The 26,408-nt window shown below is 46.1% G+C and carries 22 protein-coding genes; 3 read left to right on the forward strand and 19 right to left on the reverse strand.

Annotated elements, in window-relative coordinates:
- Positions 1-15: 15 nt before the first annotated feature.
- The 11 genes from MHI52_RS24150 to MHI52_RS24200 all read right to left on the reverse strand — a co-directional run bounded on the left by MHI52_RS24150 (position 16) and on the right by MHI52_RS24200 (position 14,396).
- Positions 16-1,815, reverse strand: coding sequence for an ABC transporter ATP-binding protein (locus tag MHI52_RS24150; RefSeq protein WP_405157793.1), 1,800 nt, complete (start codon positions 1,813-1,815; stop codon positions 16-18).
- A 73-nt stretch (positions 1,816-1,888) separates the two neighbouring features.
- Positions 1,889-3,172, reverse strand: a complete 1,284-nt coding sequence (locus tag MHI52_RS24155; protein WP_405157794.1) for an NCS2 family permease — start codon at positions 3,170-3,172, stop codon at positions 1,889-1,891.
- Positions 3,173-3,431: 259 nt separating this feature from the next.
- Positions 3,432-4,190 (reverse strand): tRNA threonylcarbamoyladenosine dehydratase, encoded by a 759-nt coding sequence (locus MHI52_RS24160; protein ID WP_282320412.1) that lies wholly within the window; start codon positions 4,188-4,190, stop codon positions 3,432-3,434.
- 18 nt (positions 4,191-4,208) lie between these two features.
- The gene (gene aspS / locus MHI52_RS24165) at positions 4,209-5,987 is read right to left on the reverse strand and encodes an aspartate--tRNA ligase (protein ID WP_036616911.1); all 1,779 of its coding nucleotides are present in this window, start codon (positions 5,985-5,987) and stop codon (positions 4,209-4,211) included.
- Between the two features lie 213 nt (positions 5,988-6,200).
- Entirely contained in the window at positions 6,201-7,454 is a 1,254-nt protein-coding gene (hisS, locus tag MHI52_RS24170; RefSeq protein ID WP_405157795.1) for a histidine--tRNA ligase, read from the reverse strand.
- A gap of 822 nt (positions 7,455-8,276) precedes the next feature.
- Positions 8,277-9,545 carry an SEC-C metal-binding domain-containing protein gene (locus MHI52_RS24175; protein WP_405157796.1) on the reverse strand — a complete coding sequence of 423 codons (1,269 nt, stop codon included), beginning with the start codon at positions 9,543-9,545 and terminating at the stop codon, positions 8,277-8,279.
- A gap of 631 nt (positions 9,546-10,176) precedes the next feature.
- Complete coding sequence (locus MHI52_RS24180; RefSeq protein ID WP_036616903.1) at positions 10,177-10,623, reverse strand: hypothetical protein; 447 nt, start codon at positions 10,621-10,623, stop codon at positions 10,177-10,179.
- A gap of 104 nt (positions 10,624-10,727) precedes the next feature.
- The gene (locus MHI52_RS24185; protein ID WP_036616900.1) at positions 10,728-11,234 is read right to left on the reverse strand and encodes a type 1 glutamine amidotransferase domain-containing protein; all 507 of its coding nucleotides are present in this window, start codon (positions 11,232-11,234) and stop codon (positions 10,728-10,730) included.
- 266 nt (positions 11,235-11,500) lie between these two features.
- A complete protein-coding gene (locus MHI52_RS24190) occupies positions 11,501-11,668 on the reverse strand; it encodes a hypothetical protein (protein WP_017686784.1) in 168 nt (55 codons plus the stop codon).
- 76 nt (positions 11,669-11,744) lie between these two features.
- Positions 11,745-12,206, reverse strand: a complete 462-nt coding sequence (gene dtd, locus MHI52_RS24195) for a D-aminoacyl-tRNA deacylase (RefSeq protein ID WP_405157797.1) — start codon at positions 12,204-12,206, stop codon at positions 11,745-11,747.
- 12 nt (positions 12,207-12,218) lie between these two features.
- Complete coding sequence (locus MHI52_RS24200; protein WP_036616894.1) at positions 12,219-14,396, reverse strand: bifunctional (p)ppGpp synthetase/guanosine-3',5'-bis(diphosphate) 3'-pyrophosphohydrolase; 2,178 nt, start codon at positions 14,394-14,396, stop codon at positions 12,219-12,221.
- Between the two features lie 373 nt (positions 14,397-14,769).
- Here MHI52_RS24200 and uraA point away from each other — a divergent pair, with 373 nt between their 5' ends.
- Positions 14,770-16,086: a uracil permease gene (gene uraA / locus MHI52_RS24205; RefSeq protein WP_405157798.1), complete on the forward strand. Its 1,317-nt coding sequence runs from the start codon at positions 14,770-14,772 to the stop codon at positions 16,084-16,086.
- Between the two features lie 153 nt (positions 16,087-16,239).
- Here uraA and MHI52_RS24210 read toward each other — a convergent pair whose 3' ends face one another.
- The 6 genes from MHI52_RS24210 to MHI52_RS24235 form a co-directional block, all read right to left on the reverse strand.
- Positions 16,240-16,752, reverse strand: a complete 513-nt coding sequence (locus MHI52_RS24210) for an adenine phosphoribosyltransferase (protein ID WP_017686780.1) — start codon at positions 16,750-16,752, stop codon at positions 16,240-16,242.
- 37 nt (positions 16,753-16,789) lie between these two features.
- A complete protein-coding gene (recJ, locus tag MHI52_RS24215) occupies positions 16,790-19,198 on the reverse strand; it encodes a single-stranded-DNA-specific exonuclease RecJ (RefSeq protein WP_353883340.1) in 2,409 nt (802 codons plus the stop codon).
- Positions 19,199-19,238: 40 nt separating this feature from the next.
- Entirely contained in the window at positions 19,239-20,198 is a 960-nt protein-coding gene (locus MHI52_RS24220) for a cation diffusion facilitator family transporter (RefSeq protein WP_353883341.1), read from the reverse strand.
- A gap of 73 nt (positions 20,199-20,271) precedes the next feature.
- The gene (gene secF / locus MHI52_RS24225) at positions 20,272-21,180 is read right to left on the reverse strand and encodes a protein translocase subunit SecF (RefSeq protein ID WP_127551044.1); all 909 of its coding nucleotides are present in this window, start codon (positions 21,178-21,180) and stop codon (positions 20,272-20,274) included.
- Positions 21,170-22,420 (reverse strand): protein translocase subunit SecD, encoded by a 1,251-nt coding sequence (secD, locus tag MHI52_RS24230; RefSeq protein ID WP_076252966.1) that lies wholly within the window; start codon positions 22,418-22,420, stop codon positions 21,170-21,172. Before secD ends, secF begins: the two co-directional genes overlap by 11 nt.
- 91 nt (positions 22,421-22,511) lie before the next feature.
- A complete protein-coding gene (locus tag MHI52_RS24235; RefSeq protein WP_036617497.1) occupies positions 22,512-22,751 on the reverse strand; it encodes a post-transcriptional regulator in 240 nt (79 codons plus the stop codon).
- 227 nt (positions 22,752-22,978) lie between these two features.
- Here MHI52_RS24235 and spoVB point away from each other — a divergent pair, with 227 nt between their 5' ends.
- Complete coding sequence (spoVB, locus tag MHI52_RS24240) at positions 22,979-24,601, forward strand: stage V sporulation protein B (RefSeq protein ID WP_405157799.1); 1,623 nt, start codon at positions 22,979-22,981, stop codon at positions 24,599-24,601.
- Between the two features lie 3 nt (positions 24,602-24,604).
- On the opposite strand, the gene MHI52_RS24245 is transcribed toward spoVB, so the two are convergent.
- Positions 24,605-25,318, reverse strand: coding sequence for a YetF domain-containing protein (locus MHI52_RS24245; RefSeq protein ID WP_405159422.1), 714 nt, complete (start codon positions 25,316-25,318; stop codon positions 24,605-24,607).
- A 228-nt stretch (positions 25,319-25,546) separates the two neighbouring features.
- Between MHI52_RS24245 and MHI52_RS24250 the strand changes: the two genes are divergently transcribed.
- Positions 25,547-25,939: a TIGR04086 family membrane protein gene (locus MHI52_RS24250; protein WP_036616878.1), complete on the forward strand. Its 393-nt coding sequence runs from the start codon at positions 25,547-25,549 to the stop codon at positions 25,937-25,939.
- Positions 25,940-26,064: 125 nt separating this feature from the next.
- Here MHI52_RS24250 and yajC read toward each other — a convergent pair whose 3' ends face one another.
- On the reverse strand, positions 26,065-26,376 hold the full coding sequence (gene yajC, locus MHI52_RS24255; RefSeq protein WP_036616875.1) for a preprotein translocase subunit YajC: 312 nt from the start codon (positions 26,374-26,376) through the stop codon (positions 26,065-26,067).
- Between the last annotated feature and the right edge of the window lie 32 nt (positions 26,377-26,408).

Raw genomic sequence — 26,408 nt, forward strand, 5'->3', positions numbered from 1 at the left:
CTGCATTAATGAGAATTACTCTTCGTTTTGTACTGTAGTTGCATTGCCTTCCTGTGCCACAAACTGTTTCTGCGCTAATTCACGGTATACCGGATGATTGTTAATTAAATCCGTATGAGTTCCTGTTCCGGTAACATGTCCATGCTCCAATACAACAATCTGATCGGAATCCACCACTGTGGACAATCGATGCGCGATCACGATCGTAGTTCTTCCTTCCATCAGGTTGGATAAAGCCTGTTGTACTTCATACTCCGAGGTGCTATCCAGACTGGATGTGGCTTCATCCAACATAAGAATATCCGGACTGCGCAGTAAAGCACGAGCAATAGCAATCCGCTGACGTTGGCCCCCGGATAACTTGATTCCCCTCTCGCCCACTTCCGTGTCATATCCCTGTGGCAACTTGTCTATAAAGTCGGCAGAATAGGCCATCTCAGCAGCTCGTCGGATCTCATCCATCGTGGCCTCACGACCTAATCCGTACGTGATGTTGTCTTTGATCGTACCCGCCATAAGTGGACTTTCCTGAGATACGTACCCAATCTTGCTACGCCAGGAGGCCAAAGAATAATCCGTTATCGCTTGTCCCCCATATGAAATATGGCCTGAATCGGGCATATAGAACTGCTCCATCAAAGAGAACAGCGTTGATTTGCCGCTACCGCTTGGGCCGACAATGGCTGTCACTTTGCGTGTAGGTACCGTCAAATTGATTCCGTGCAACACTTCCTCACCTGTAACATAGGAAAAATGTACATCATGGAATGCAATCGTTTCATTTCCTTTTGGTGCTACCTTAGTGCTGTCATGTGGCTCTTCCTCATCGGCAAGGATCGCTTGTATCCGCTCCGTTGCACCTACGACTTTTTGCAAACGAGAGTATAACGTCGTGAATTGTCCCATTGGCATAATGACCTGGAACAACAACAAAATGAACGCAACCAGTTCACCAGGCGACAACAGTCCAGACGCTACGCGCATTCCCCCCACACCCAGAATAACGACCAGTACGGCGGTCATGACAAATGTAAACAAAGGACCGATCAGAGCAAGAATGCGCGCTTCCTGCAAGCCAAAAGCAAACATTTTACGAATCCGGGAATCTCCTGCTTCCACTTCCTGTTTCTCCGTGCCGTAGGCTTTGACCAAGCGAATCTCGCCAATAACCTGACTGAGCACGGACGTAAGACCTGCCATCTCATCCTGCTGCTTCTTGGAGATCTTGTACATTTTCTTCCCGACCGGCAACAGGATCAACAGCGTAAGCGGCACCAGACTCAGAATAATGAGCGACATCACCCAATCCAAGTAAAATAGTAATGCCACGCCACCCACAACAGCAACGATGTTGGATACAAAGGAAACCAGATAATCCGCGATCAACGTCATGATCTGGCTTGTATCATTCGTAATCCGGCTCATCGTATCGCCTGTACGATTCCGATCGAAATATGGCATTCGCAGCGACAATACCTTGTTCCACAGCTTGGTGCGAAGTGTTGCGACCACCCGTTGTCCGGCGTAATTTAACATATAAATGCTAATACCCGAGGCAATCGCCTGAATCACAAATGCCCCAAGCAATAACAAAATAACAGATTTGTTCAATGCCGAAGTGGTTAATCCATCAATCAGACCTTTGGTCATCAATGGCACGATCAGTCCGGCTGTAGTTTGAATCAGGGTTAAGATGAGGGCCAGAATCAAGATCAGTTTTGGCGGGTTCGTGGAGGCGATAAGCTTGACGAAATCCTTAAATCCCTTTTTTCCTACCTTCGGTTCATTCTGCCCTGCTTGTTGCTGCTCTTCCATTCCCGTTCCTCCCGTTCTCCATCTGCTCACCAGAGATCATACGTATGAACTTACATGACGTTGCCTTTTGTTATTACAAAACTCCATGCAACACAAAGTTGGCTAAAAAGAGGATGGAAATGCCATACATGACCACAGGCACCTGTTTACCTTGACCTGCTGCCAGCTTCGCTAATGGATAGGCAATAAATCCAAACGCCATACCGTCCACGATGCTATATGTAAATGGAATCATGACCATGATCAGAAATGCCGGGAATGCCTCTGTGAAGTCACCAAAATCCATATCTTTCACACCTTGTACCATCAGGCCACCAATAATGATCAAAATGGGTGCAATTGCACTGTCCGGAATGTAACCGAGCAGTGGGATGAAGAAAAAAGTAGCCCCGAATAACACGGCTGTAACGAGCGGAGTCAAACCTGTGCGACCGCCTGCTGCAATTCCGGCTGTAGTCTCGGCTGCAGCAACTGGAGGGCTGCTTCCGAATACGCCTGCCAATACGGTACTAATGGATAGTGCGCGTAGACTTCCTTTGAACCGCTCTGGACGACCAATCATCTGTGTCTGAGCGGTAATTAATCCTATATTTTCGAACACCACAATTAGCAGTAGCAAAAATACCGCGATCCAGAATGCGACATCAGCCAGTTTCATCAAAGATAATTCGCCAAACAAGCCGCCGTATTGACGCAGCGCATCCATAGCTGATACAGACTCACCCGGGTTCACTGCACCAAGTACATAGGCAAGGCCTGTCCCGACCAGAATACTGATCAGAAGTCCACCCTGTACGTTACGTATAAATAAAATCAAGGCAAGCACCAGCGTAACGCAGGCTGTAATGACATTGGGATCATTGAAATGCCCAATCGCAACAAACGTGGTCTGATGTGCGATAACGATTCCACTTTTTTGCAAACCGATAAATGTCAGAAACAAACCAATCCCGACCGTAATGCCATGCTGCAGATTTTTCGGGATTGCTTCGCTGATCATTTTGTATAGTGACGTAAACGCAACAATGGCAAACAGTATACCTGTAACGGTTACAACAGCCAGCGCTTCTTGCCAGCTTAATTTCATGGAATGTACAAGTGTATACGTGAAAAATGCATTAATCCCCATTCCGGGTACCACGATAATCGGTGATTTTCCGCCAAATGCCATGAGCAAACATCCTGCAATGGACGTCAGCAGTGTTCCAACCATAGCTGCCTGCAAAGGCATCCCGGCATCGGAAAGAATTGTAGCATTGACCATAACGATATAGACCACGGCAAAATAGGAAATGGCTCCCGCCACAACTTCCTTCTTCCACTGGTCTCCTGGCTCCATGCCAAGACGTCTGGTCATCCATCCGTGTTTCATTTCGTTCTATTCCCCTCTCTGTAGCCGCAAATTCTTTATGTATGTATCATCATTTCGCGCAGCAGTGAATATCATACACGGTTTTGACTTTGAAGTACATGACGTAACTCTGACATTTATCTAGGAATACAGTTCGGCTATCATAGACGATTGACGTCCCATCCGCTCCTCTCTTGCGAAGTATGATCACACAAAAAAGCGCAGATGCCTTATCAGCATCCACGCTTCTTCAGTTGGTAGCAAGTTACAGCTGCTTGTTCTCTGCAATTTCTAACAAATCCTTAATCGCAACACTGACCATAATCAGTCCGGCTACCGGAGGCACAAATGAGTTACTCGCAGGTGGCTGTTTAGCCTTGCGAATTTCCGGAGCATTCTCGGGAACGATTTTTTGTGTTACATCCTCACGCGGTTTCATCGGTTTTTCAGTCGAGAAGACCACTTTCACACCTTTTTTGATGCCGTCTTTACGAAGTGTCGTACGCACAACACGGGCAATCGGGTCCATGGTCGTTTTCGAAATATCTGCAACCTGGAATTTCGTCGGGTCCATTTTATTCGCCGCACCCATGCTGGAAATCATCGGAATTTTACGTTTCAGGCACTCTTTAATGAGATGGATTTTGTAGATAATCGTGTCGGATGCATCCAGCACATAATCCAGATCATATTTGAACAATTCCTCATATGTTTCTTCCGTGTAAAACATATTCAGGGCAATTGCATCACATTCCGGATTGATCAGTTTCACACGTTCCACCATCAGATCCGCTTTTTTCTGCCCCACTGTCGTAGTCAGAGCATGAATCTGGCGGTTAATATTGGTGATGTCCACGACGTCCTTATCAATCAGGATGATACGCCCAACGCCGCTACGGGCAAGAGCTTCTACAGCAATACCACCTACGCCGCCAATACCGAGCACAGCGACTGTACTATTCTTCAACGTGTCCAGACCTTCCGGTCCGATCGCAAGTTCTGTTCTTGAAAATTGATGGAGCATTGAGAATCGATGCCTCCTTTATTTCTTTTCCGCTACCGGTTTACGGGCTACACGGATGTGAAGTTGTTCCAATTGAGAGTCATCCACTTCAGAAGGTGCATTCATGAGCAGATCCGTTGCACTTGCCGTTTTCGGGAAGGCAATGGTTTCACGCAGATTCGTGCGACCTGCCAGCAACATCACGAGACGGTCCAGACCAAAGGCAATACCACCATGCGGTGGAGTTCCATATTCGAAAGCTTCCAACAGATAGCCGAATTTCTCATTCGCTACTTCTGTAGAGAGTCCAAGGGCAGCAAACATTTTCTCCTGAACATCACGTTTGTAGATACGCATCGAACCGCCACCTACTTCATAACCATTGAGAACAAGGTCATAGGCTTGAGCGCGGATTGCACCTGGATCTGTGTCAAACAGATGTACATCTTCGTCTTTTGGACGAGTGAACGGATGGTGTTCTGCCACATAACGTTTCGCATCTTCATCATATCCGAGGAGTGGGAAGTCCACAACCCAAGCAAATTTGAATTTGCTGTCATCAATCAGACCCAGTTGACGGCCGATTTTCAGACGCAGTGCGCCCAGAACGTCAGCAACCACTTTTTTCGTGTCTGCGGAGAAGAGCAACAAGTCGCCATCTTCAGCACCAGTGCGCTCTTTGACAGCTTCGATTTCTTCAGGCGTGAAGAACTTCACGATTGGCCCTTTGAACTCGCCGTCTTTCACTTGAATCCAAGCCAGACCTTTCGCACCGTAACGTGCAGCAAATGGTCCGAGATCATCGATCTCTTTACGACTCCATGTACCACAGCCTTTAGCGTTCAGCACTTTCACTTCTCCACCTTTTTCGATGACAGAAGCAAATACTTTCACACCACTGTTTGCTACGATATCGTTCATTTCAACCAGTTCCATACCAAAGCGCAGATCTGGTTTGTCTGAACCGTATTTACCCATTGCATCTGCATACGTAATCCGTTGGAAAGGCAGTTCCAGCTCAATTCCTTTGGTTTCACGCAGCAATTTGGCCATCAGTTCTTCCATCATTGGCAGCAGGTCATCCTGTTGCAAGAAAGAAGTCTCGATGTCGACTTGAGTGAATTCTGGTTGACGGTCTGCACGCAGATCCTCATCCCGGAAACAACGAGCGATCTGATAATAACGCTCAACGCCACCCACCATCAGCAACTGTTTGTAGATTTGTGGGGATTGTGGCAAGGCGAAGAATTCACCTTCATGCACACGGCTCGGTACGAGATAATCACGTGCACCTTCCGGGGAGCTCTTGGTCAGGATTGGTGTTTCCACTTCAACGAACTCTTCTCCATCCAGGTAGTCACGGAACACTTTGGATGCTTTGGAACGCAGTTTCAATGTTTCGAACATTTCCGGACGACGCAGGTCCAGGTAACGATATTTCAAACGAAGGGATTCATCAACTTCGACACCATCTTCAATGAAGAATGGAGGTGTTTTGGCTGCATTGAGCACTTCGATTTCTGTGATTTGAACTTCAATTTCGCCAGTAGGCAGGTTTTTGTTAACTGTTTCAGCATCACGTTTAACAACTTTACCCGTTACAGCGATAACATACTCGCTACGTACGCGATCTGCGATTTGCAGAGCTTCACCGGAATAAGCCGGGTTAAAGACAACTTGTACAATCCCGCTGCGATCACGCAGGTCGATGAAGAGTACGCCCCCCAAGTCACGGCGGGTCTGAACCCAACCGTTCAATGTTACTGTTTCACCGATGTGTGCGGGTGTTAATGCGCCGCAATGATGACTTCTTTTCATAACCAAACTCCTCATTATGTGAATTTCCGTTCTGTGTGGGCAGTTAGTACCTGCTCTTCAACAGTCCGGTTACGTGTAGACCATGTATTCGAAAAGGCATGTTACCTCTGGCTCGCCAACTTCCGCTTAATTGGAATCGTCGGTGAACCTCAGTACTTTTGCCGGATCAATTGTTTTACTCGAAAGTTTTGATCTTAATGTAACACTTCGTGCTTATTTACCTTCGCGAATTGTCGCTACCAGGTCATCAAGTTTCACGGTTTGTTGCTCACCCGTATCCATTGATTTGAGGGCGATCTCACCACGCTCCAGCTCGTCATCACCAAGGATGGCAGTGTAGCGGGATTTGAAACGGTCAGCTGATTTCATCTGTGCTTTCATCTTGCGACCCAGATAATCACGTTCCCCAGACAGTCCAGACTGACGAAGTTTGAACAACAGACGGTTCACTTCACGATCAGCTGCCTCTCCCAGAGCAACAAAGTACACATCCAGTGGAGCCAGCGTAGTGACCTCAATATTTTGGTGCTCCAGAATCAGTTGAATACGCTCCAGACCAATACCGAAGCCGATACCCGGCTGATCAGGTCCACCGATATCTCCAACGAGACCATTGTATCGACCACCGCCGCCAACGGTATCAATTGCTCCAATACCTTGGGCTTTTAATTCAAAAGCAGTCAGTGTGTAATAATCCAAGCCCCGTACCAGACGATTGTTCACAGCATAATCCACACCAAAATCATCCAGGTATGCCTGCAGCTTGGCAAAGTGATTCAAAGACTCTTCATCCAGGCTATCCAGTATGGACGGTGCCCCAGCGAATTTGTCCTGATCGACTTTACAGTCGAGTACACGCAGCGGATTACGCTCCATGCGGGACTGGCAGTCCTTGCACAGGCTGTCTTTCATCGGTCTGAGGAACCCAAGTAACGTCTCGCGGTATTCTGCACGGCTGGTTGAGTTACCAACGGAGTTGATCTCCACTTTGACATCCTTCAAGCCGAGCTCTACACACAACTGGTAACCTAGTGCGATTACTTCGGCATCAATCGCGGGGTCCAGCGCACCGATGGCTTCTACACCAAACTGGTGGAACTGACGCTGACGGCCTGCCTGGGGACGCTCGTACCGGAACATCGGACCGATGTAATAGAGCTTGCTCAGATCCGGTTCGCCGTAGATTTTATTCTCCACATACGCACGGACAACACCCGCTGTTCCCTCCGGACGAAGAGTCATGCTGCGATTTCCTTTGTCATCAAAGGTATACATTTCTTTCTCAACGATATCGGTAGTCTCTCCTACACCGCGTACAAATAAAGAAGTCTGTTCGAAGATCGGTGTACGAATCTCACGGTAATTAAACCGTCGACACAGATCTCGTGCTTTTTCTTCTACGTACTGCCATTTCTCGACAACTCCAGGCAGTAAGTCCTGCGTTCCAGTCGGTTTTTGAAAAGCCATCTTGATCCCTCCAGCATTGATTTTTTTCTCTAAAAGTTAAAAAATTCTACACGTGATCACTGCGCGGGCAGAAGAACCTTACAATCGCTGTTATCCCCAGATTTTTTGAATTAATTTTATAATGTGGAAATCTGGTGATAGCATATGCTTCCGATGCAGCTTTCTTTCAGAAATCTTTTAGGCGAACGCTTCGCTTCTACAGCTTGGTTCTACAATCTCCGTTTTCGTGTATTTCTTTTAAATCAACTTATATAACAAAAAAATCCCTCGCCCTGTCGCTGTATATACAGCAAACAAAGGGACGAGAGATTGTGTAATATACATTCACCCGTGGTACCACCCACATTCCGGAAACCTGACAATTTAGCCGTTCAGGTGATCTCTGATGATTCAAGATTGCATACAGCACCCTGATCAAGCAGATATTCCGCTCTACGTGTAACGCACGTCCTGCGCAGGCCGGCTACTGGTCAACAGATCATCTCTGCTGTGTTCGCCGTCTGTTCTCGGGGAAGTCATTCGTCCGCTCATCAAGAGAATCCTTACAGCCTTGGGATTCCTCTCTGGTCATGTGGGCACGGAGTACTTGGTCCCGTCATCAAATCAGTAATATAGTTCAAAAATCGACTTGTATTGACTATAGTCAACGTATTATTTTCTGATTGTAATGAACCGCAGTGCTAAAGTCAAGGGTTAACACGAAAAGATAGCTCTAAAAAATTTTACTCACACGCTGCACCGGATGGGGGAGTGACAGAAATCACGGATAATAGAAGCTGGATTCATCATATGAATTCCAACTTCTATTCGCTTCTTATTCCTCTATTGTTGCAACATCCACTTCAACAGATCCGGCGCGCTCGCCCATAAACGGGAATGCATAATGACATATTCAATCGCTTCGTCGGAGTCGCCCATGCCGACAAAGTCAGGGAGGTTATGCGGCAGCCGTTTCAAACCCAACAGGTAATCAGGCACATGTTTGTTCACACCCCGCGCCACACGGTACAGCATTTTGAGCTGGGAGGTGATTCCGTTTTTCTTATACTCTAGAATAATCTTGTCATAAGCAAAGGCCGCTGCGGCGTCACCTCTTCCATACTCCTCCAGCAATTGCTCTGCCTGTTCCAATTGGTTGCTGTACAAATACACAGCAGCGAGCAGGTAACGTGCTCCGGTATTGTCTTCCGTATTAAGCTCTAGCATATGCTCCAGGATCTGTGCTGCTTCTTTGGTATCTCCACCAAACCAGCAGGATTCGGCATAGCTTTTGCATATCCGGATATAGGGACGAGTCTCATGAAGCCCCCAGAAGTCCCCTTTGTTCTCCTCAAAGAACAGTTCGCCCAGTTCACGTTTGCCAGCAGCGATTCCTTCCTTGAGGTAAGATCGTGCATCATTCTCATTGTCCGATTCCTCAGCTAGAATAAGATACGCATCAGAGCTGTCAGGATACATCTCCAGCGCTGTTTCCGCCAGATGTACTCTCCGTTTGGAAGAGCTCGCTTCCCTCGCCTTAGACAGCAGAGCCTGTGCTTTGTCTTTCGATGTGCCTGGACCGTTCAGCATCAATAGCTCGTCCGTTTCACCGCCCATGCCGTATTCTTCGATGTAACTATTCATCTCCTTAACCTTCCGGGAGATCGTGCCTGTCGTTACCTCATATTTATCAGCCAGCTCAGCCTTTGAGACATGGAAGCCGTATTCCTCGGACAGCAAATACTCAATTGCAGCAGAGAACGAGCCTGTCTTCTTCACAGTAGGGCGGGTCTGACGGGAGTAGCCGTTCCATAACACCAGAGCTTCCAAAATTACCTCGGGCTCGTATTGGTTCCTCATGTTCTCAATAGTCTGCAGGGCCAGCTGTTCGTGAGCCGGGTGCTCCCATTTCAAATCGCTTGCCACCATCTTTTTCAGCTTGGTCAAGGTCAGTTTGCTCTCAGGCTGCATGGAGGCTTCCCGAACCGGTTGCTCCGCTGATATTATCCCCAGTATGGATTCTACTGCAGAGGACTCCTTGTTCAGACAACATTTCTTATATTTTTTCCCACTACCGCATGGGCATAAATCATTTCTTCCAACCTTACTCAAAACTAATTCCCCCTTAAATCTGTCTCTAGCCATTCGCATGAGAACTCTGTTGCTTTAGCATTGTAGGTGTCATTTCTCAAACGAGGCATTCTATATAACTTTCAAATTCCATCGATCAAGCAGAAACGGCTGCCCCGTACTTATATAAAAAAGGTGGGGCCGTTTCAGCGAGTATATGTTCATCTGGAATATGACGGATCACTCTGGCGATGAGTTCCTCATACTCTCTGTCATAGGATTGGATTCGCCTGAACCCAATCACTGGAGCTAGATTTACCGTCCAATGTAGCCCAACTATGAGAACAATTCGCTGTAGAATATATAAACCCATCTCTCTATTCTAGCAAAAATTGAATAAAGGGGTAAGCTCTGCCCAAAACATACACATTCTCAGCTCAAAAAAAATAGCCTGCACACGGTGTGCAGGCTCAAAGGATATATAAAAAAAGGGGGTCATGTGTGTTATTATAAGCCCACTATGTTAAAGGCTTATGTATCTAATATTACAGTAATATTACAAAAATGATAGCGCTTTATAAGTTAGTTTTTTAATATCCTCCTGATTAAAAAGCCCTTGCACATCACTCGACTGTGTGGTCGAGCAGTGCAAGGGCCAAGAAGTATCTACACGTTAATTCAAATCTTCCACATAGGCATGGTTGGAACGAAGCTTATGAACAATCTCGTCATAATCCTCATCCCTTACTTTGGCAGACAGAACATAATGCAGATCATCATAATCGGCCGAAGACACATCTGCAGCATTCAGCAGGTCTCCATCCTCATTCACTCTGTCACGAGTATCCCGTTCTGCATCACGGTCCACATTGGCTACTACAGGGATCACATTTTCGCTAGCTGGAACACCAGGGGCTGCACCTACACCCATTGCTCCGTTGGTGCCTACGCCACCTGCTGTATTATAAGGCACCAGTGGCACCATAACACGCGTGTCTCTACCTACCGCACTGTCCAGTTGACCTACTTCCAAATGCTCTGTACGGAACGTCTGAAGTGAAGTTCTTGCTCCCTCTGCCTCGTCCTCGGTTCGAAAATACGCCTGAATATGTTTTGTCATGTCAAACCCTCCTTTTTCGGAATGAAATGCAACGTGAAGTTTCGTAACCCCACGATGTAACGTAGCTAAGATACATCAATATATGTCAGTTGCACTAGCTGAAGTTATATAACTTTTAGCAGTTCACGTACAAACGCTGGCTCATCTTCAGGTGTTCGGGATGTAATATAGTTTCCATCCACAACGGCCTCATGATCCTTGAACTCTGCTCCTGCGTTTACCATATCATCCTTAAGTGGTGGATAGGATGTAATGGTACGGCCTTTCAACAGACCGGCACTAGCCAAAATTTGCGGACCATGACAGATCGCAGCAATTGGTTTCTTCGCACTGTTGATCTCGGTGACAAACTTCAAGATATGCGCATCACTTCGCAAATTCTCAGGGGATGATCCACCAGGAATCACGACTGCATCATAATCTGAAGCGGAAGCATCACCAATCGCCTTATCTGTGGTATAGGAGGCCTTTCCTCCTTTACCTTTAAGGGTCTCACCGGCTTTTAATCCGATAATCTCCACTTCATGTCCAGCTTTTTTTACTTCGTCATACGGGACCTGCATCTCCGAATCTTCAAAGTCATTCGCCAATAAAAAAGCAACTTTACTCATAACGTATGTTCTCCTTTCCGTGTTCGAACTTTCTTTATAAAATCGGGTCTTGCAGTACATTGGCACTTCGTTGTGCCTCGTTTTGTTATTACCCTCACCAGAGCAATTTATAACAATTCAATGTAATTTCATTTTGTAACGAAGTCTTCAAACGAATAGTTAAAAAGATCAACTCACGACAAAAAGTCCTGATTCGGGAAGGAATCAGGACTTTTTCAAAATCTGTATAATCCAAATATCGGATGTTTATATCCCTGTGTAGACATTCAAGATCGCGGAAGATGACTCTGCTTCCCTTTGTCCGAATCCTGAAGTGCCCAGATCGTTGCAACATACTCAGCAGCCGAACGGGCAAGGTGCAATGATTCATACAGGTTGCCAGGGAGTAACAAAGGTTCTGAACGGGTACGTGTTTCTTTCGCAGATTGGCGCATAATTGGATGGATACTCCTTTGATCATGAAATGGTCATCAACGAATTATCCCTTATTATGGCCTGAACCCCATGGAATTATGCACGTGGTTCCTGACGAACCGGACTTTCAAGCATCAAAGTCACGGGTCCCCAGTTGGTAAATGTTACATCCATCATCGCTCCGAAACGCCCGGTTTCAACCTGGATACCTTTATCCCGTAGCAGTTGATTAAACGTTTCATATAACAGTTCTGCCGCTTCAGGTCGGGCCGCAGCCGCAAAGCTCGGACGCTTTCCTTTGCGACAATCTCCGTACAGGGTGAACTGGGAAACAGACAATACAGCACTGCCTACATCAAGCAGACTGAGATTCATCTTCTCCTGATCATCCTCAAATATCCGCAACCCACTAACTTTGTCAGCCAGATACTGGGCATCCTTCTCGGTGTCCTCATGGGTAATGCCCACGAGTAGCATTAATCCGGATTCGATCTTACCTGTCAGCTCGTCTCCCACAGTCACCTGAGCCTCTTTACAACGTTGTACAAGCACCCTCATCTTACAGGCTCCTTACTGCATAATCCGATGCACCGAATAGACATCTTTCACACGTTTGATCCGTTCTACAACGGATTGCAGATGATCCGTATTACGAATCAGAATTGTGACGTGCACCAATGCTAATTTATTTTTATCTGTCCGTCCTGTAACGGCAGATATATTGGTTTTACTTTCAGATACAGCCTGAAGTACCTCGTTGAGCAAGCCATTCCGATCATGGCCTGTAATCTCAATATCCACACTGTAACTTGCTTCGATATTCTCTTCCCACTCGACCTCAATAACACGTGCTGCTTCTTCACCGTCTGCACTTGTCGGGATATTCGGACAGTCACTACGGTGTACGGAAACGCCGCGTCCACGTGTAACATATCCGATAATGTCATCCCCAGGTACAGGATTACAGCATCGTGCGAATCGAACAAGCAGATTATCGATGCCTTTAACACGAATACCGTTGGTTGGACGATTTCTGCGCTCAGGCGCAGGTTTCAGCTCGCGCATCTCGGAATTTAATTCCAGCAAACTGGACTCTTCCTGCTCTTTACGCAGTTTTTCGGTTGCTTTGGTTACAATCTGTGCAGCAGTAATCCCACCGAATCCAACAGCCGCAAGCATGTCATCAATATCGTTAAACGCATATTTTTTGGCAGCTTCCATCAACTTGTCATCCGTCATCCACGCAGAAGGGTCAAGCCCCATACGCTTCAGTTCGCGCTCACAGCTCTCCCGACCTTTTTCAACGTTTTCTTCACGGCGTTCCTTCTTGAACCATTGCTTGATCTTCGCTCGTGCATGAGAAGATTTCGCAATTTTCATCCAGTCCTGGCTCGGTCCGTAAGAATGTTTGGACGTCAAAATTTCGATTATATCACCTGTCTTCAGATGATAATCGAGCGGAACAATCCGACCGTTTACTTTGGCACCAATGGTCCGATTACCCACCTCCGTATGGATTCGATAAGCAAAATCCAAAGGAACAGAGCCGATCGGCAATTCGATGACTTCTCCTTTTGGCGTAAATACAAATACCAGATCCGAGAAGAAATCCATTTTGAGTGACTCTACGAATTCTGATGCATCCTGTGCTTCGTTTTGAAGTTCAAGAATTTCACGGAAGAAGGTAATCTTGTCTTCAAAATGATTTCCGTTCGCAGCGCCTTCTTTGTAGGCCCAGTGGGCAGCAATACCAAATTCAGCAGTCCGGTGCATATCCCATGTCCGGATCTGTACTTCCGTTGGTTCGCCATTGGGACCAACTACCGTTGTATGCAGCGATTGATACATATTCGCCTTTGGCATCGCAATGTAGTCTTTGAAGCGTCCAGGCATCGGTTTCCATAGCGTGTGTATAATTCCCAAGGTAGCATAACAATCCTTGATATTATCCACAATAATACGAATGGCAAGCAGATCATAAATTTCGTTAAACTGCTTGTTTTTGGTAGTCATTTTCTTGAACACGCTGTAGATATGTTTCGGGCGGCCCGAAAGGTCTGCCTGAATTCCCATCTCATCGAGCTTGTTCGTAATTCCATCCATAACCGTATCAATATATTGCTCCCGTTCCGCACGTTTTTTGTGCATTAGGTTAGCAATTCGGTAATACTGCTGCGGATTCAAATAACGGAGGGCGATGTCCTCCATTTCCCATTTGATTGCAGAGATACCCAAACGGTTTGCAATCGGACAGAAAATTTCCAGCGTCTCATATGAAATCCGGCGCTGGCTTTCTTCCGACTGAAACTTGAGTGTCCGCATATTATGCAGACGGTCAGCCAATTTAATCACGATGACACGGATGTCCTGCGCCATGGCGATGAACATTTTGCGGTAGTTCTCGTTCTGCTGTTCTTCCTTGGAGCGAAACTGAATACGTTCCAGCTTCGTCAAGCCGTCAACAAGCATGGCACACGTATTGCCGAAATGATTGCGGATCTCTTCAAGTGAGACCGTAGTATCCTCTACTACATCATGAAGAAGCGCTGCTATTATGGAGATGGTGTCCATCTGCATGTTCACAACAATGTCGGCAACCGCAAGCGGATGCAGAATATACGGTTCTCCCGATTTTCGCGTCTGTCCATGGTGGGCCTGATCAGCAAATTCGTAAGCTTCTCGTATGCGCACCAGATCGGGTTCTTTGATATATGCCCCGGCCTTCTCGAGTAATTGCTCTATGCCCATTCTGATCTGTTCCGTGTCCTTTCTATACCAAATGGAACCCGTGACAGTGCTGCAACACAGGTTCCCCGTAAAAGTAATTTCCTATAATTATGACGCTTCGCCCGTTTCCCGTCAACTGCTGACGAATAAGAGCGCTTATCCAATTTTTATATTGGTGATCTGAATTACTTCTATCTCGTTTCCCTATGACTCACAGGGGATTGGATGTATTTCTTATTTCTTATGTATTATTGCCGTTATTTGCTGAAATAGAAGGAAAATTCATGAAAATATAAATTCCATCGCTTTGCTACGTCAAAAATGTTATTGATTAATTAAGAGAAACTCTGTAATCTATTGAAAGTTTGTGTTTCGGAAAAGGAGATGAAATTCATTGCAACGCGAAATTCAGGTTAATCAAAAGATGCCACTTGGCTCAGGTTCACTGCTTAGCCTTCAGCATTTGTTCGCCATGTTTGGCAGTACGGTACTTGTACCAAACCTGTTCGGTGTTGATCCAAGTATGATCCTGCTGATGAACGGAATTGGAACATTGTTGTACATACTGATGTGTAAAGGAAAGATTCCAGCATATCTCGGATCAAGCTTTGCCTTTATTGCACCTGTCACAATGGTATTAAAACAACATCCTGAGAATGGCTACTCCATGGCACTTGGAGCTTTTATCATAACAGGACTTGTTTTCTGTTTCGTGGCCCTCATTATTAAATTTGCGGGTACCGGATGGATCAATGTCGTCTTCCCACCAGCGGTTATGGGTGCCATCGTTGCTCTGATCGGACTGGAGCTTGTACCCGTGGCTGCCGGAATGGCAGGTCTGATTAATCCCGATATCCTTAAATATCCCAACTGGGCACCTCAAGCCAAACCAATCATTTTATCCATGGCCACGCTTGGTATCACTGTCATTGGTGCCGTAACGTTCCGTGGATTCCCCAAAATCATTCATATTCTAATCGGTATTGTATCCGGATATGTATTAGGCTATTTTATGGGTCTGGTTGAAAAAAAAGCTATTGCAAACGCTGATTTCATCTCACTACCAACCGTAACAACGCCTACATTTGACTGGTCCGTTATTTTCACCATTTTACCTGTAGCGCTTGTGGTTATCGTTGAACATATTGGACATTTGCTTGTAACGAGCAGCATTGTAGGCAAAGATCTCTCGAAAGACCCTGGGCTTCATCGTTCCCTGCTTGGTAATGGGGTCTCCACCATTCTGTCCGGGTTTGTAGGATCTACTCCCAATACAACCTATGGTGAGAACATCGGTGTAATGGCCCTGACTCGCGTATACTCCACATATGTCATTGGTGGCGCAGCAGTCATTGCAATCGTACTCTCCTTCTCAGGAACATTCTCGGCGCTTGTAGCCAATATTCCTGTGCCAGTTATGGGTGGCGTATCCCTGCTTCTGTTCGGGGTTATTGCAGCATCTGGTCTGCGTATTTTGGTTGAACAGAAAGTCGATTTTGCCAAACCGACCAATCTGCTGCTTACTACACTTGTATTGGTCATTGGACTGAGTGGTACAGAAGTTACCTTCTATGGCGTTCATCTGAAAGGGATGGCATTGGCAACCATCGTCGGAATTGCCATGAGCTTGCTATTCAAATTGTTTGAAGTACTGGGCTGGTTGAATGACGATTCGCGTAAACAGCCTATCACTGAAAAAACGCCCGATTAATTTCCATCGTATACACATCAAAAAGCCTGTTCTCCCTAACCTTACGGTTGGAAGAACAGGCTTTTTGATAATCATTAATGCTGTATATTATTTCCCGGGAAACGGAAAAAACAATTCATGTTTCATCACAGCGGTACATGTGGAGATTTCAGCTTAATAATTCATCAATGTGAATACATCGATTTCTGGCAATTTGGCACGACCATTTAGATCAGACAGCTCAATCAGGAAGGCAGCTCCGACAACTTTCCCACCCAATTGTTCAATCAAGTTGATGGAAGTTGCAATCGTTCCACCCGTTGCGAGCAGATCATCTGCGATCAGGACATTTTGACCTTTTTCAATCGCATCTGTGTGCATCGCGAGTGTATCCTTGCCATACTCGAGATCATAACCAACTTCAATCGTCTCTCCAGGCAGTTTTCCACTTTTGCGAATCGGAGCAAAACCGACACCAAGAGCGTATGCCAGAGGGGCGCCCACAACGAAACCACGTGCTTCAGGTCCAGCAATAACGTCAATTTTGAGATCAGAAACCATCACTTTCAGTTCATTGATCGCATTGCGGTACATTTCTCCATCCTTCAACAATGTTGTAATGTCCTTAAAGCTGATTCCCGGTTGTGGAAAGTCAGGAATGACACGAATATAATCTTTAAAATCCAAAATAATCTCCTCCTAAAATAAATACACAAACTTCCATCTAAGATACGCCCTTCATCCGGGATATCATCCATTGTGTCAGTTGCGGTGTGGCTGCATCCAGCATCACCTGTTCTATCTCGGCCATATTTTCGAGCGCCTGATAGTGACGTGAAGCGGTTAGTTCACGCTTAGGCGGGTTATCCACAAACGCAATTTTGCCGTTATCACGGGTAATGAAGGATAACTCTTCGAATACATCCAACATCATCGTAATCATGCGCGGTGAACAACCACACTGACGACTGAGCACAGGAGTAATCTCTTGTTCCTCCACGGGTTCAGCTTTCCATTTCAACACCTGCATATAAATACGCTTAAAGAGTTCTCTGGAAGGCATCTGAAGGCGATCTCGGCGGTTGCCTGATCCGTGCAGAAGGATGATATTCTCAGCTCCACTGAACAAAGCCAGCATGGCATTAAGTTGTTCCGGGGTTTCCGGCGTATCAAACACAAATAACGTCCGGACTTGTTCCTGTCCATAATGCTGTGCAGCAGCATTACACGGAAATAACCCGACCTTTCTATCATATACCCAAAGGCAAGGTTCATACAATGAATTTCCCTCGGAAACATCTGTTTCTTTCCGAACAATAGCACCAACAGAACCAGATTTATATCGCAGATGCACCTCAAGTGAGCTCAAGAAATGTTTCATCGCATTTAATGGCTCGGCATTACCGCGCAAATCAAACACTTGGACCTGAGGAACATGAATGTCCTGAAGCATCAATTGAGGTTTTCTCATCCCATTCCATTCATTGATGGACAGTTCTCCCATCACATCAATAACGGAACCTGGGAGAAGAAACTCTGCTAACGCTCCCTTGCCAAAAGCGACGGTTTCCAGTTGCTGACCATCCTGTTCCAGAACCAGTTTCAGATGGCGTTTCTCTCGTCCCATCGTTCTGGTTTCCTTCACAGTCACACTTCTCAATACAAACCGTGGCGAAGGATTGCTCATTCCAAAAGGCTGCAATCTGTCGATCTCCTGGATCACTTTCAGCGGAACATCACTGATTCTGCATTCATCATCCGCAAGACGTTGAGGTACAAAGTCCTCTTCAGTTAATACAGATGCAGCAAACTCATTCAAACCAGCCTCAAGTTCTTCCAACTGTTCCCGATGCAAGGTCATACCTGCTGCAGCAGGGTGTCCCCCGTAATGGTCCATAGTGTGTTTATTGACTGTGAGTGCCTGATAGATATCCAAGCCCTCAATGGAGCGCGCAGAGCCCTTGCAGACACCGCTCTCTGGATCGATCCCAAGGATAAGTGTAGGTCGGTAATAACGCTCTAGTAATTTGGAAGCCACAATACCAACCACTCCGACGTTCCAGCCCTCACCAGCCAATACGATTACATTTGGAACGGATCCTGAACGAAGCTGTATCTTTTGTTCCAACTGTGCCGTTGCTTCTTGTAATATGCCCTCTACGACTTGCTGCCGCTCCCGATTCAATAGATCAAGCTGGCCCGCAAGCGTATGAGCTTCATCCAGATTCTCGGTGGTGAGAAGTGATACCGCTCTCCCGGCATGATCCAAACGTCCACTGGCATTAATACGAGGTGCCATGGCAAAGGCAATATTAATCGAAGTCACCTGACTCTGATCCACACCACTGATTTCCAACAATGCACTCACACCAGGAAGACGTGAACCACGCATCGATTCTATTCCATAACTGACGATAACCCGGTTCTCCCCTTCCAAAGGCATCAGATCGGCAACGGTGCCGATGGCGGCAATCTCCATCCATTCACCGGGCACTTCCCCGATTAATGCCTGAGCGAGCTTCAAGGCTACTCCCGCTCCTGCCAAACCTTTAAAAGGATACGGGCATCCTGGAAGTTTGGGATTAATAAGTGTAAAGGCTTCGGGCAAAATTTCAGGCGGCTCGTGATGATCTGTCACAATGACTTCGATGCCCAGCGTTGCCGCATAGGCAATCTGTTCAACAGCACTGATTCCGGTGTCCACGGTAATAATCAATGAAACGCCTTGTTGATGGGCCCAATCCAACGCATGGTTGTGCAATCCATACCCTTCATTCGAGCGATGAGGGATATATATATCGTACGAAGCCCCAAGATGACGCATCAAATGGATCATGAGCGATGTGCTGGATACGCCATCAGCGTCATAATCCCCGTAGATCAAAATATGTTCTTCCCGCTCCAATGCCAGCTTGATACGTGGCACAGCTTCATTCATGCCGAGGAGCAGATAGGGATCATGCATCTGATTCAGATCAGGATGCAAAAAACGTTCGGCCTCCTTCTCATTGTGCACTCCTCGACTCACAAGCAAACGTCCAACAAGGGGTGAAACGGAAAGCGCCTGCGAGAGTCCCGCAGCCGCCTCCAAATCGATATTCGGTGTATTCCACCGGTATTGCGAATAAAGCAATGATAACGCTCCTTTCCTGATCTACTGGACCCGCGCTTCACTACTGAATTAATGTCGCTTCGTGATCGGGCAGTTCATGATTGGATTTATAGGGATAACCTGGATCATAAGGTATCGCTTGAATCTGTACTTCTTTCACATGACTGAAACGGGTTAACAGTAGAGTCTTGGCCCGATTAGCAATCTCCTGTGCTTCCAGTATTGAGATTCTCGGATTCACACTAATGACCAGCTCAATCGTAACGTCATGTTCCTGTTCACGTGCAACCAAATGCTCAATGGTAATGATGCCATATACCCGCTGTACGGTCTCCCTGAAATCTGAGGCTTCTTCCTGCTCCAGTTCCTGAACAAGTGAACCATAGACTGTGTCCACAATCATTCGGTAACCCTTGTGAAGCACAAAACAGGAAGCAATCAACGCAGCCGTGGGGTCCAGGTAGAGCAGCATGCTCAATCCCGTCTCTTCACCAGCCATCGATCCTATAATGCCGATTAACACGGTGAGCGAACAATAGAGTGCACGGCGATGTTGCTGTGCATAGGCCAGCGCCTGAGACTGGTTTCGTTTACGGAAATATCTGTACTGAAATTGAAAAATCGCTTCTTTCACAGCCAAAGCTGCAACAGCCACCAAAAGTACCGACTTGCCGGGTGCTTCCGGTTCACTTCCGGAGAGACTACCCAATGCGGAGATGGCAAGCTGTAATCCACCCATGAGAATCAGCACAGATAACAATACTGAGATTCCGGGTCTAGCAACACTTGAATGTTCTTTAAACCGTCCCCTGCGAGCCTTGCTCTTATCGCGTACAGACTTGGAGGGAAAGAGACCAGCCAGGGCAGAACCAGCTTCAGAAGCAGAATACAAGCCGTCAGCGAGCAATGATTTGCTGTTTGCCATATAACCGACTCCCGCTTTGATCACCGCAAGTCCCATATTACCGGCAATACCGCTCCATGTGGCAGCCTGAGCAGATGGGATATGTTCTCTGGTCATGAATATTCCCCCTTAATTCTGTACATAAAGTTGCAAAACCGCGCCTGGCAGACGCGGCTTCACAATAAGATGTTTAGTTAGATTCTTTAGCTACTGTTTTTGGCTTATCCACTTGTTTACCTTTGAGCATCAGCCATAGTGGGGCAGCGATATAGATTGAAGAATATGCGCCGAACAATGTTCCGATAACCATCGCAAGCGAGAACATGCGAATGGATTCTCCACCAAATATGAACAAACAGATTGAAGCTGCAAACACGGTGAATGTTGTATTCAGGGAACGTGTCATCGTTTGAGCCAAACTGCGATTGACTACCTCGCGTAGGTCGGCTTTGGTTGTCTTTTTGGCAAAACGCAGATTCTCACGAATTCGGTCAAAAATAACGATCGTATCGTTGATCGAGAACCCGACAATGGTCAATACTGCGGTAATAAAGGTCAGATCGACTTCCAAACGGAAGATGGAGAACACACTTATTACGACAAATGCATCATGGAAGAGTGCGATAACCGCAGCCAAACCAAAGCGCCACTCAAACCGGATCGCAACATAGATCATGATCCCGATACTTGCAATGAGTACCGCGTAGATCGCGTTGCGCTCCAATTCTTTGGCCATCTCTGGATCAACGGTATTTACTTCATAGGAAGCCGATGCATCCAGTTTGCTAAATTCCTGTTTAAATTTGCTCTCTTGGGTCTCATCCAATTCATTGGAGAAACGAACATTTACACGGTCAGCCCCCGGTGTAATGGTAACATCACCCTCATCAACACCGATGTCCTTAACGATAGGTTTAATCTGCTCCGCTGTGATTGCTTTGGATACCGAGATATCCACATTCGATCCAGCACGGAAATCAACTGCATAATTCAAACCCAAAGCCAGAATGCTGATGATCCCCGTAATCGTAAGAATAATCGAGAAGATATAGGCAATCTTACTACCTTTAACATAATCAAAATTCCAATTAAAGCGCACGAATTTCACTCTCCTTCACTCCGAAGTACTTAGGCTTCTTCAACACGTTAGCCCGTACGAGCAGGGTCAACAGGAAGCGGGAGAAGAAAATATTCGTGATGATACTGGTGACAATATCAAAGATCAGCACGAGTGCAAAACCTTTAACCGCACCTGTACCCAGGAAGAACATAACAGCGGCCGCAATAATGGTAGTGACATTGGAGTCAATGATTGTACGGAAGGAATGTTTGCTCCCCGCTTTAACCGATGACAAAATCGACTTACCACTTCGCATCTCTTCTTTAATCCGTTCGTACGTGATGATATTGGCATCGACCGCCATCCCTATACCCAGGATAAACGCCGCAATACCTGGAAGGGTAAGTACAAATTCTCCCATATAGAAGATCGCAAGTACCAGCCACGTATGTGTAATCAAGGCAAAACTCGCAATAATACCAGGAATGCGATAAAGCCCAATCATGAACACAAGAATAATAACGGAACCAATCAATCCTGCTTTAATGGTCTGATCCAGAGAAAGCTTACCAAGTGTTGCACCAACACTTTGTGAATACTTCTCTGTAAGTTTCAGTGGCAATGCACCCAGGTTAATGGTGTCACGAAGCTGGTTTGCTTCGTCACGTGTGTAAGCACCCGAAATCTGAGCGGAACCATCTGTCAACTGTTGTCTAACGGTTGGAGCAGAGAGTAGCTCATCGTCCAAATAAATCGCAAGAGGTTGTCCGATCAAACGTTTGGTAATCTCGGAAAATTTAGCTTTGTCTTTCACTTGAATGTCAATCATCGGCTCATTCAATTGAGTGAACACAACTTTGGCTGCATTCTCAACAAATTCATTTCCGCGAAGCTCAATTTTGGTGTATTCGCCTTCCTTGTCGTTCTCAGCTTTACTACGGAAGGTCAAAACAGCCGGTTCTTTCATTTTGGCTCTAACTTCAGCCTCATCCGTTACCCCTGCCAACTTCAATCGAATCCGGTTGCTTCCTTCAGTGGTTACCTCCGGTTCGCTTGTTCCGAGCGCATTGGCGCGGCTTTCAAGACTTTTGGCCGTTTGCACCAAAGATGCTTTGGTGACTTGTTGACCTGCTTCGAGCGGCTCTGCTTCATATAAGATCTCGTAGCCTCCCTTTAAATCAAGGCCCAAGCGTATATTTTTGAGCAGTTCCGGGCTTGTTCCCACCATTACCCCTGTGGTGACAAGCACGACCAGAATGAAACTGATAATTCTTTTCATGCCGTTCCTAGATCCCCTTTCGTTCTCAATATTCCTATTATAGCGATGCCGTAAAAAGCAGTCAATTTTCAACAAAAAAGATCCCTTTCGTCTAGAAAGAGGACCCCCGGTATGCAGACACGGTCATAAAGTTCATAAAGCTTGTTGCTTTCAGTGACAAAATGTCGTTCACCAGCTGGTGAAGCGGTGGAATGCCCTGTTTTTCATATTTATGACTGACGCAATTCCAGACATCTTTGCTGGTGACATATTCGTAACCGACAAGCCTTAATTCCTCCGCTTTGCTACGGCAGAGCATCTCTATTGACTGTTCCAACTCCACATCATTCATTTCTTCCAACGGGGAGCCTCCCTTCGTACATCCAAGCCTTTATGCGGCATCAATATTACATGATTCGACTTCGCCTGATCATATTCCTTCTTGCTGAATATGGTTCTTTTTGTTAATCGTGTCCAAGTTGTCATGAGAAGATAAAGGACTGGCATAGGATGAAGAACAACGGCTTTGTCCCGTTTATGTTGATAGCCTGTACTTTCAACCGGGAAAGAGGGGTAGTCTTGAAGAAACAGACATTTATCCAGGGGGCCATGATCCTGCTCGCGGCAGGCATAATTAATCGAATACTTGGTTTCATCCCGCGCATTGCGCTGCCACGAGTCATTGGTGCAGAAGGTGTTGGCATCTACCAATTGAGCTATCCCTTTTTTATCGTACTAGTGACATTAATTACGGGTGGTATTCCGCTCGCCGTAGCCAAGCTCGTAGCCGAAGCTGATACCGGTGCCAATCGTTATTCCCCCCAGCGAATCCTGCAAGTAAGCTTAAGCTTTACGTTGACCCTGGGTGTTGTATTCATGTTTTTGTGCATCCTGTTTGCACCCTGGGTTACCAAGTACGTGCTCACAGATGAGCGGGTGTACCATACGTTCGTTAGTATGAGCCCCATGATTGCCATTATCGCCGTATCTGCTGTCTACAGAGGGTATTTCCAAGGCAAGCAAAACATGATGCCTACTGCCATTTCATCCATTGTTGAAACCATCATTCGTATCGTCTGTGTCATTTGGTTTGCCTGGCTTCTCCTCCCCCACGGTATTGCCCAAGCTGCTGCTGGTGCCATGCTGGGCGCACTCGTTGGAGAATTCGGCGGTATGCTTGTACTCTTGTGGAAGTATAACAGGCAGAAGAAAGAATTACCGCTCGCTAACCAACAGAACATGTCCAATCTCACAGCTAAACCTTTAAACCCAATACCTTCAGTTCTGAAAGAAACCGGTACTCCACAGCCGGGATTAATCCGGCGTTTGCTTGCAATCTCTATTCCTGTTACAGCAGGCCGATTGGTTGGCTCCTTATCCTATCTGGCCGAAACCATCGTTACTGCCCAGAGTCTGGCTCTGGCAGGCATATCCAAAGGACTTGCTACAGCACAATATGGTGCATTACAAGGTATGATTATTCCTCTGTTGCTGCTGCCGGGGGCACTAACCTCATCGCTCGCGACATCACTTGTGCCTTCACTGTCCGAAGCTTCTGCTCAGGGAGATCGCGCACTGATTCACAAAAGAATGCATCAGGCCTTACGCTTGGCACTTGTGACAGGTGCTCCGTTTTCCGTGTTTATGTATGTGCTTGCCGAACCGATGTGTCTTGTTCTGTATAATGATGCATCGATCGGAAGCATGCTGAAGCTAATGGCTCCTTTTGCTTTGTTCATTTATATTCAAGCTCCTCTTCAAGCTGCATTACAAGCTCTTGACCGTCCGGGTAAAGCATTGCTAAATACGTTTATAGGTGCAGTTATTAAAATCACGTTGATTTTAACGCTTGCTTCCCAGCCTGAATATGGCATCTTCGGTGCAGTCATCGCTATCTGTGTGAATTCTACGGTAGTTACCCTTTTACATGCCCAAAGCGTACGTAGCCTGCTACAGTTCCGCTTCAAAATGATGGATTGGGTCAAGACGGGTGCAGGAATGTTTATCATGGGAGCAGCGACCCTACTCGTATACGAAGAGACTGCCATGATATTGCCTTTTTGGGTGAGGATGCTTCTCGCTCCTTTTGTCGGGCTTATCGTGTATTTCATCGTCATGGGCTGGACCAAAATGATTGACTTTCATGATCTGTCCCGTGCTCCTTTGATTGGTTCATGGTTCAAGCGCCGCTCAGGCAAATGATTTTCATTTTTTATCATCTTTTGGACTGACATATATCTTCCCATTGTGGTCAATGGAGCATATAAATACATCTTTGAAATCCATAATTCCGTTCTGTTGAATTTGATTTTTCAGCCAAAATCTCGTTTTCTGGATGATCTCCAGATTCTGATCCTGGACCTTTCCGTCCATAATTAAGGGGAGTGGCAGACCTTCATATTTGATATTTGGAAATCCGTCAATCTGGTTTTTTCCCGTTTTGGTTTTACTGGAAGAAGAATCTTCTGAGTCAGAACCGGAAGAATTGTTGTCGTTAGAAGTATTCTCATCCTTGGGAAAAACGGTCAGCTTGCCTGTGGTCTCCAAAATAGCGAAATCAACCTCACCGATACTGTCTACATTCTGTTCACGGAGTTGTTGCAATAGATCATCCAGATTATATCGTTGCTTCCGCATCTCATCCCGGTGAAGAACCCCTTTGGAGATCAAAACAGTAGGTTTGCCATCAATTATCAGGCGAAGACGCCGACTTTTAAGACCTATAAAGGCCATTCCGATCTGTACAATGATCAAGGTAAGCATGGGGGCAATCCCATGAGAGAGCGGTTTATCAATATCTTCAATGACAAAAGCAGCCATTTCAGCAAGCATAATGGACACAACAAGATCAAACATGGATAGCTTACCTATCTCACGTTTACCCATAACCCTCATTGCACAGTACACCAGAAAGTACATGAGAATGGTTCGAAAGATATGTGATCCGACATCTGGGAAGTTCACAACAGGGGTCCTCCTTCGAAACTGAGTTTTTAACAGTTAGCTGGGTAGTGCAATCCCTATTTTGACCTGAACCTTACATGCTCATGCAGAAATAATCCGTTCATTTAATGGAAAACAGTTCATAAGTCCGAAGGCTTGACCATACACTGTATTAACTTATAACTTGTACAAGGGGGTTGCTTCATGCAATTGATCCGCCGCTTGGTTTCGTTTCGAGTGTCCAATCCGATTCTGTCAGGCCTCTGTCAGGCTTTTGTATGGATGTTTATCGGGGCATTTATTCTCTCCTTGTTTCTCTGGATGAGCGGAATGCGGGAACAGGACCTCTCATTGTATACCTATGTTGTTCATGGCTTGTCATTATTGGTTGGTGGTTTTGTCGCAGGCAAACGTTCTGGTGAAAAAGGATGGTACTACGGAGGGATTACCGGAATCGTATATGGACTGCTTGTGCTGTTGATCGGATTTCTCGCGCTGGATGCTTCGTTTAATTGGAAGGATAGTTTACAACTGCTTAGCGCGTTCTTCATTTCAGCTCTCGGTGGCATGTTCGGTGTTAATACGCATCGCTCCTAACTGACTGGTAAAGAACATCGACCTTCCCTCATAAATCAAAAAAGAGAACCGGGTCTCCAAGGAGATCCGGTTCTCTACTAGGGAATACGCCACAAACGCACCCTCGTTATTCTATGTTACAGTAACTATTCAACAGCCGTATCACGAGCTACAGCCGTGCTGATTGCATTACGGTCAAATGTAAGCTTAGTTACATCGTTTACACGCAATACAACCACATCGTCCGTAATCTCAGCGATCGTACCGTGAAGGCCACCAATCGTTACAATTTTATCGCCCTTTTTCAATTGGCTTAGCATGGAATTCCGTTGCTTTTGCTTTTTGTTCTGTGGACGAATCATTAAGAAGTAGAAAATCGCAACCATGAGTACTAAAGGTACAATCAAAGATACGATCCCACCGCCTTGCGCTCCTGCTAGAGGCATTCCTTGAAACATTCAAACTCCCCCTTATCGACTATACATACAGA

The sequence above is a fragment of the Paenibacillus sp. FSL H8-0283 genome (assembly GCF_045040675.1).
Classification (GTDB): Bacteria; Bacillota; Bacilli; order Paenibacillales; family Paenibacillaceae; genus Paenibacillus; species Paenibacillus amylolyticus.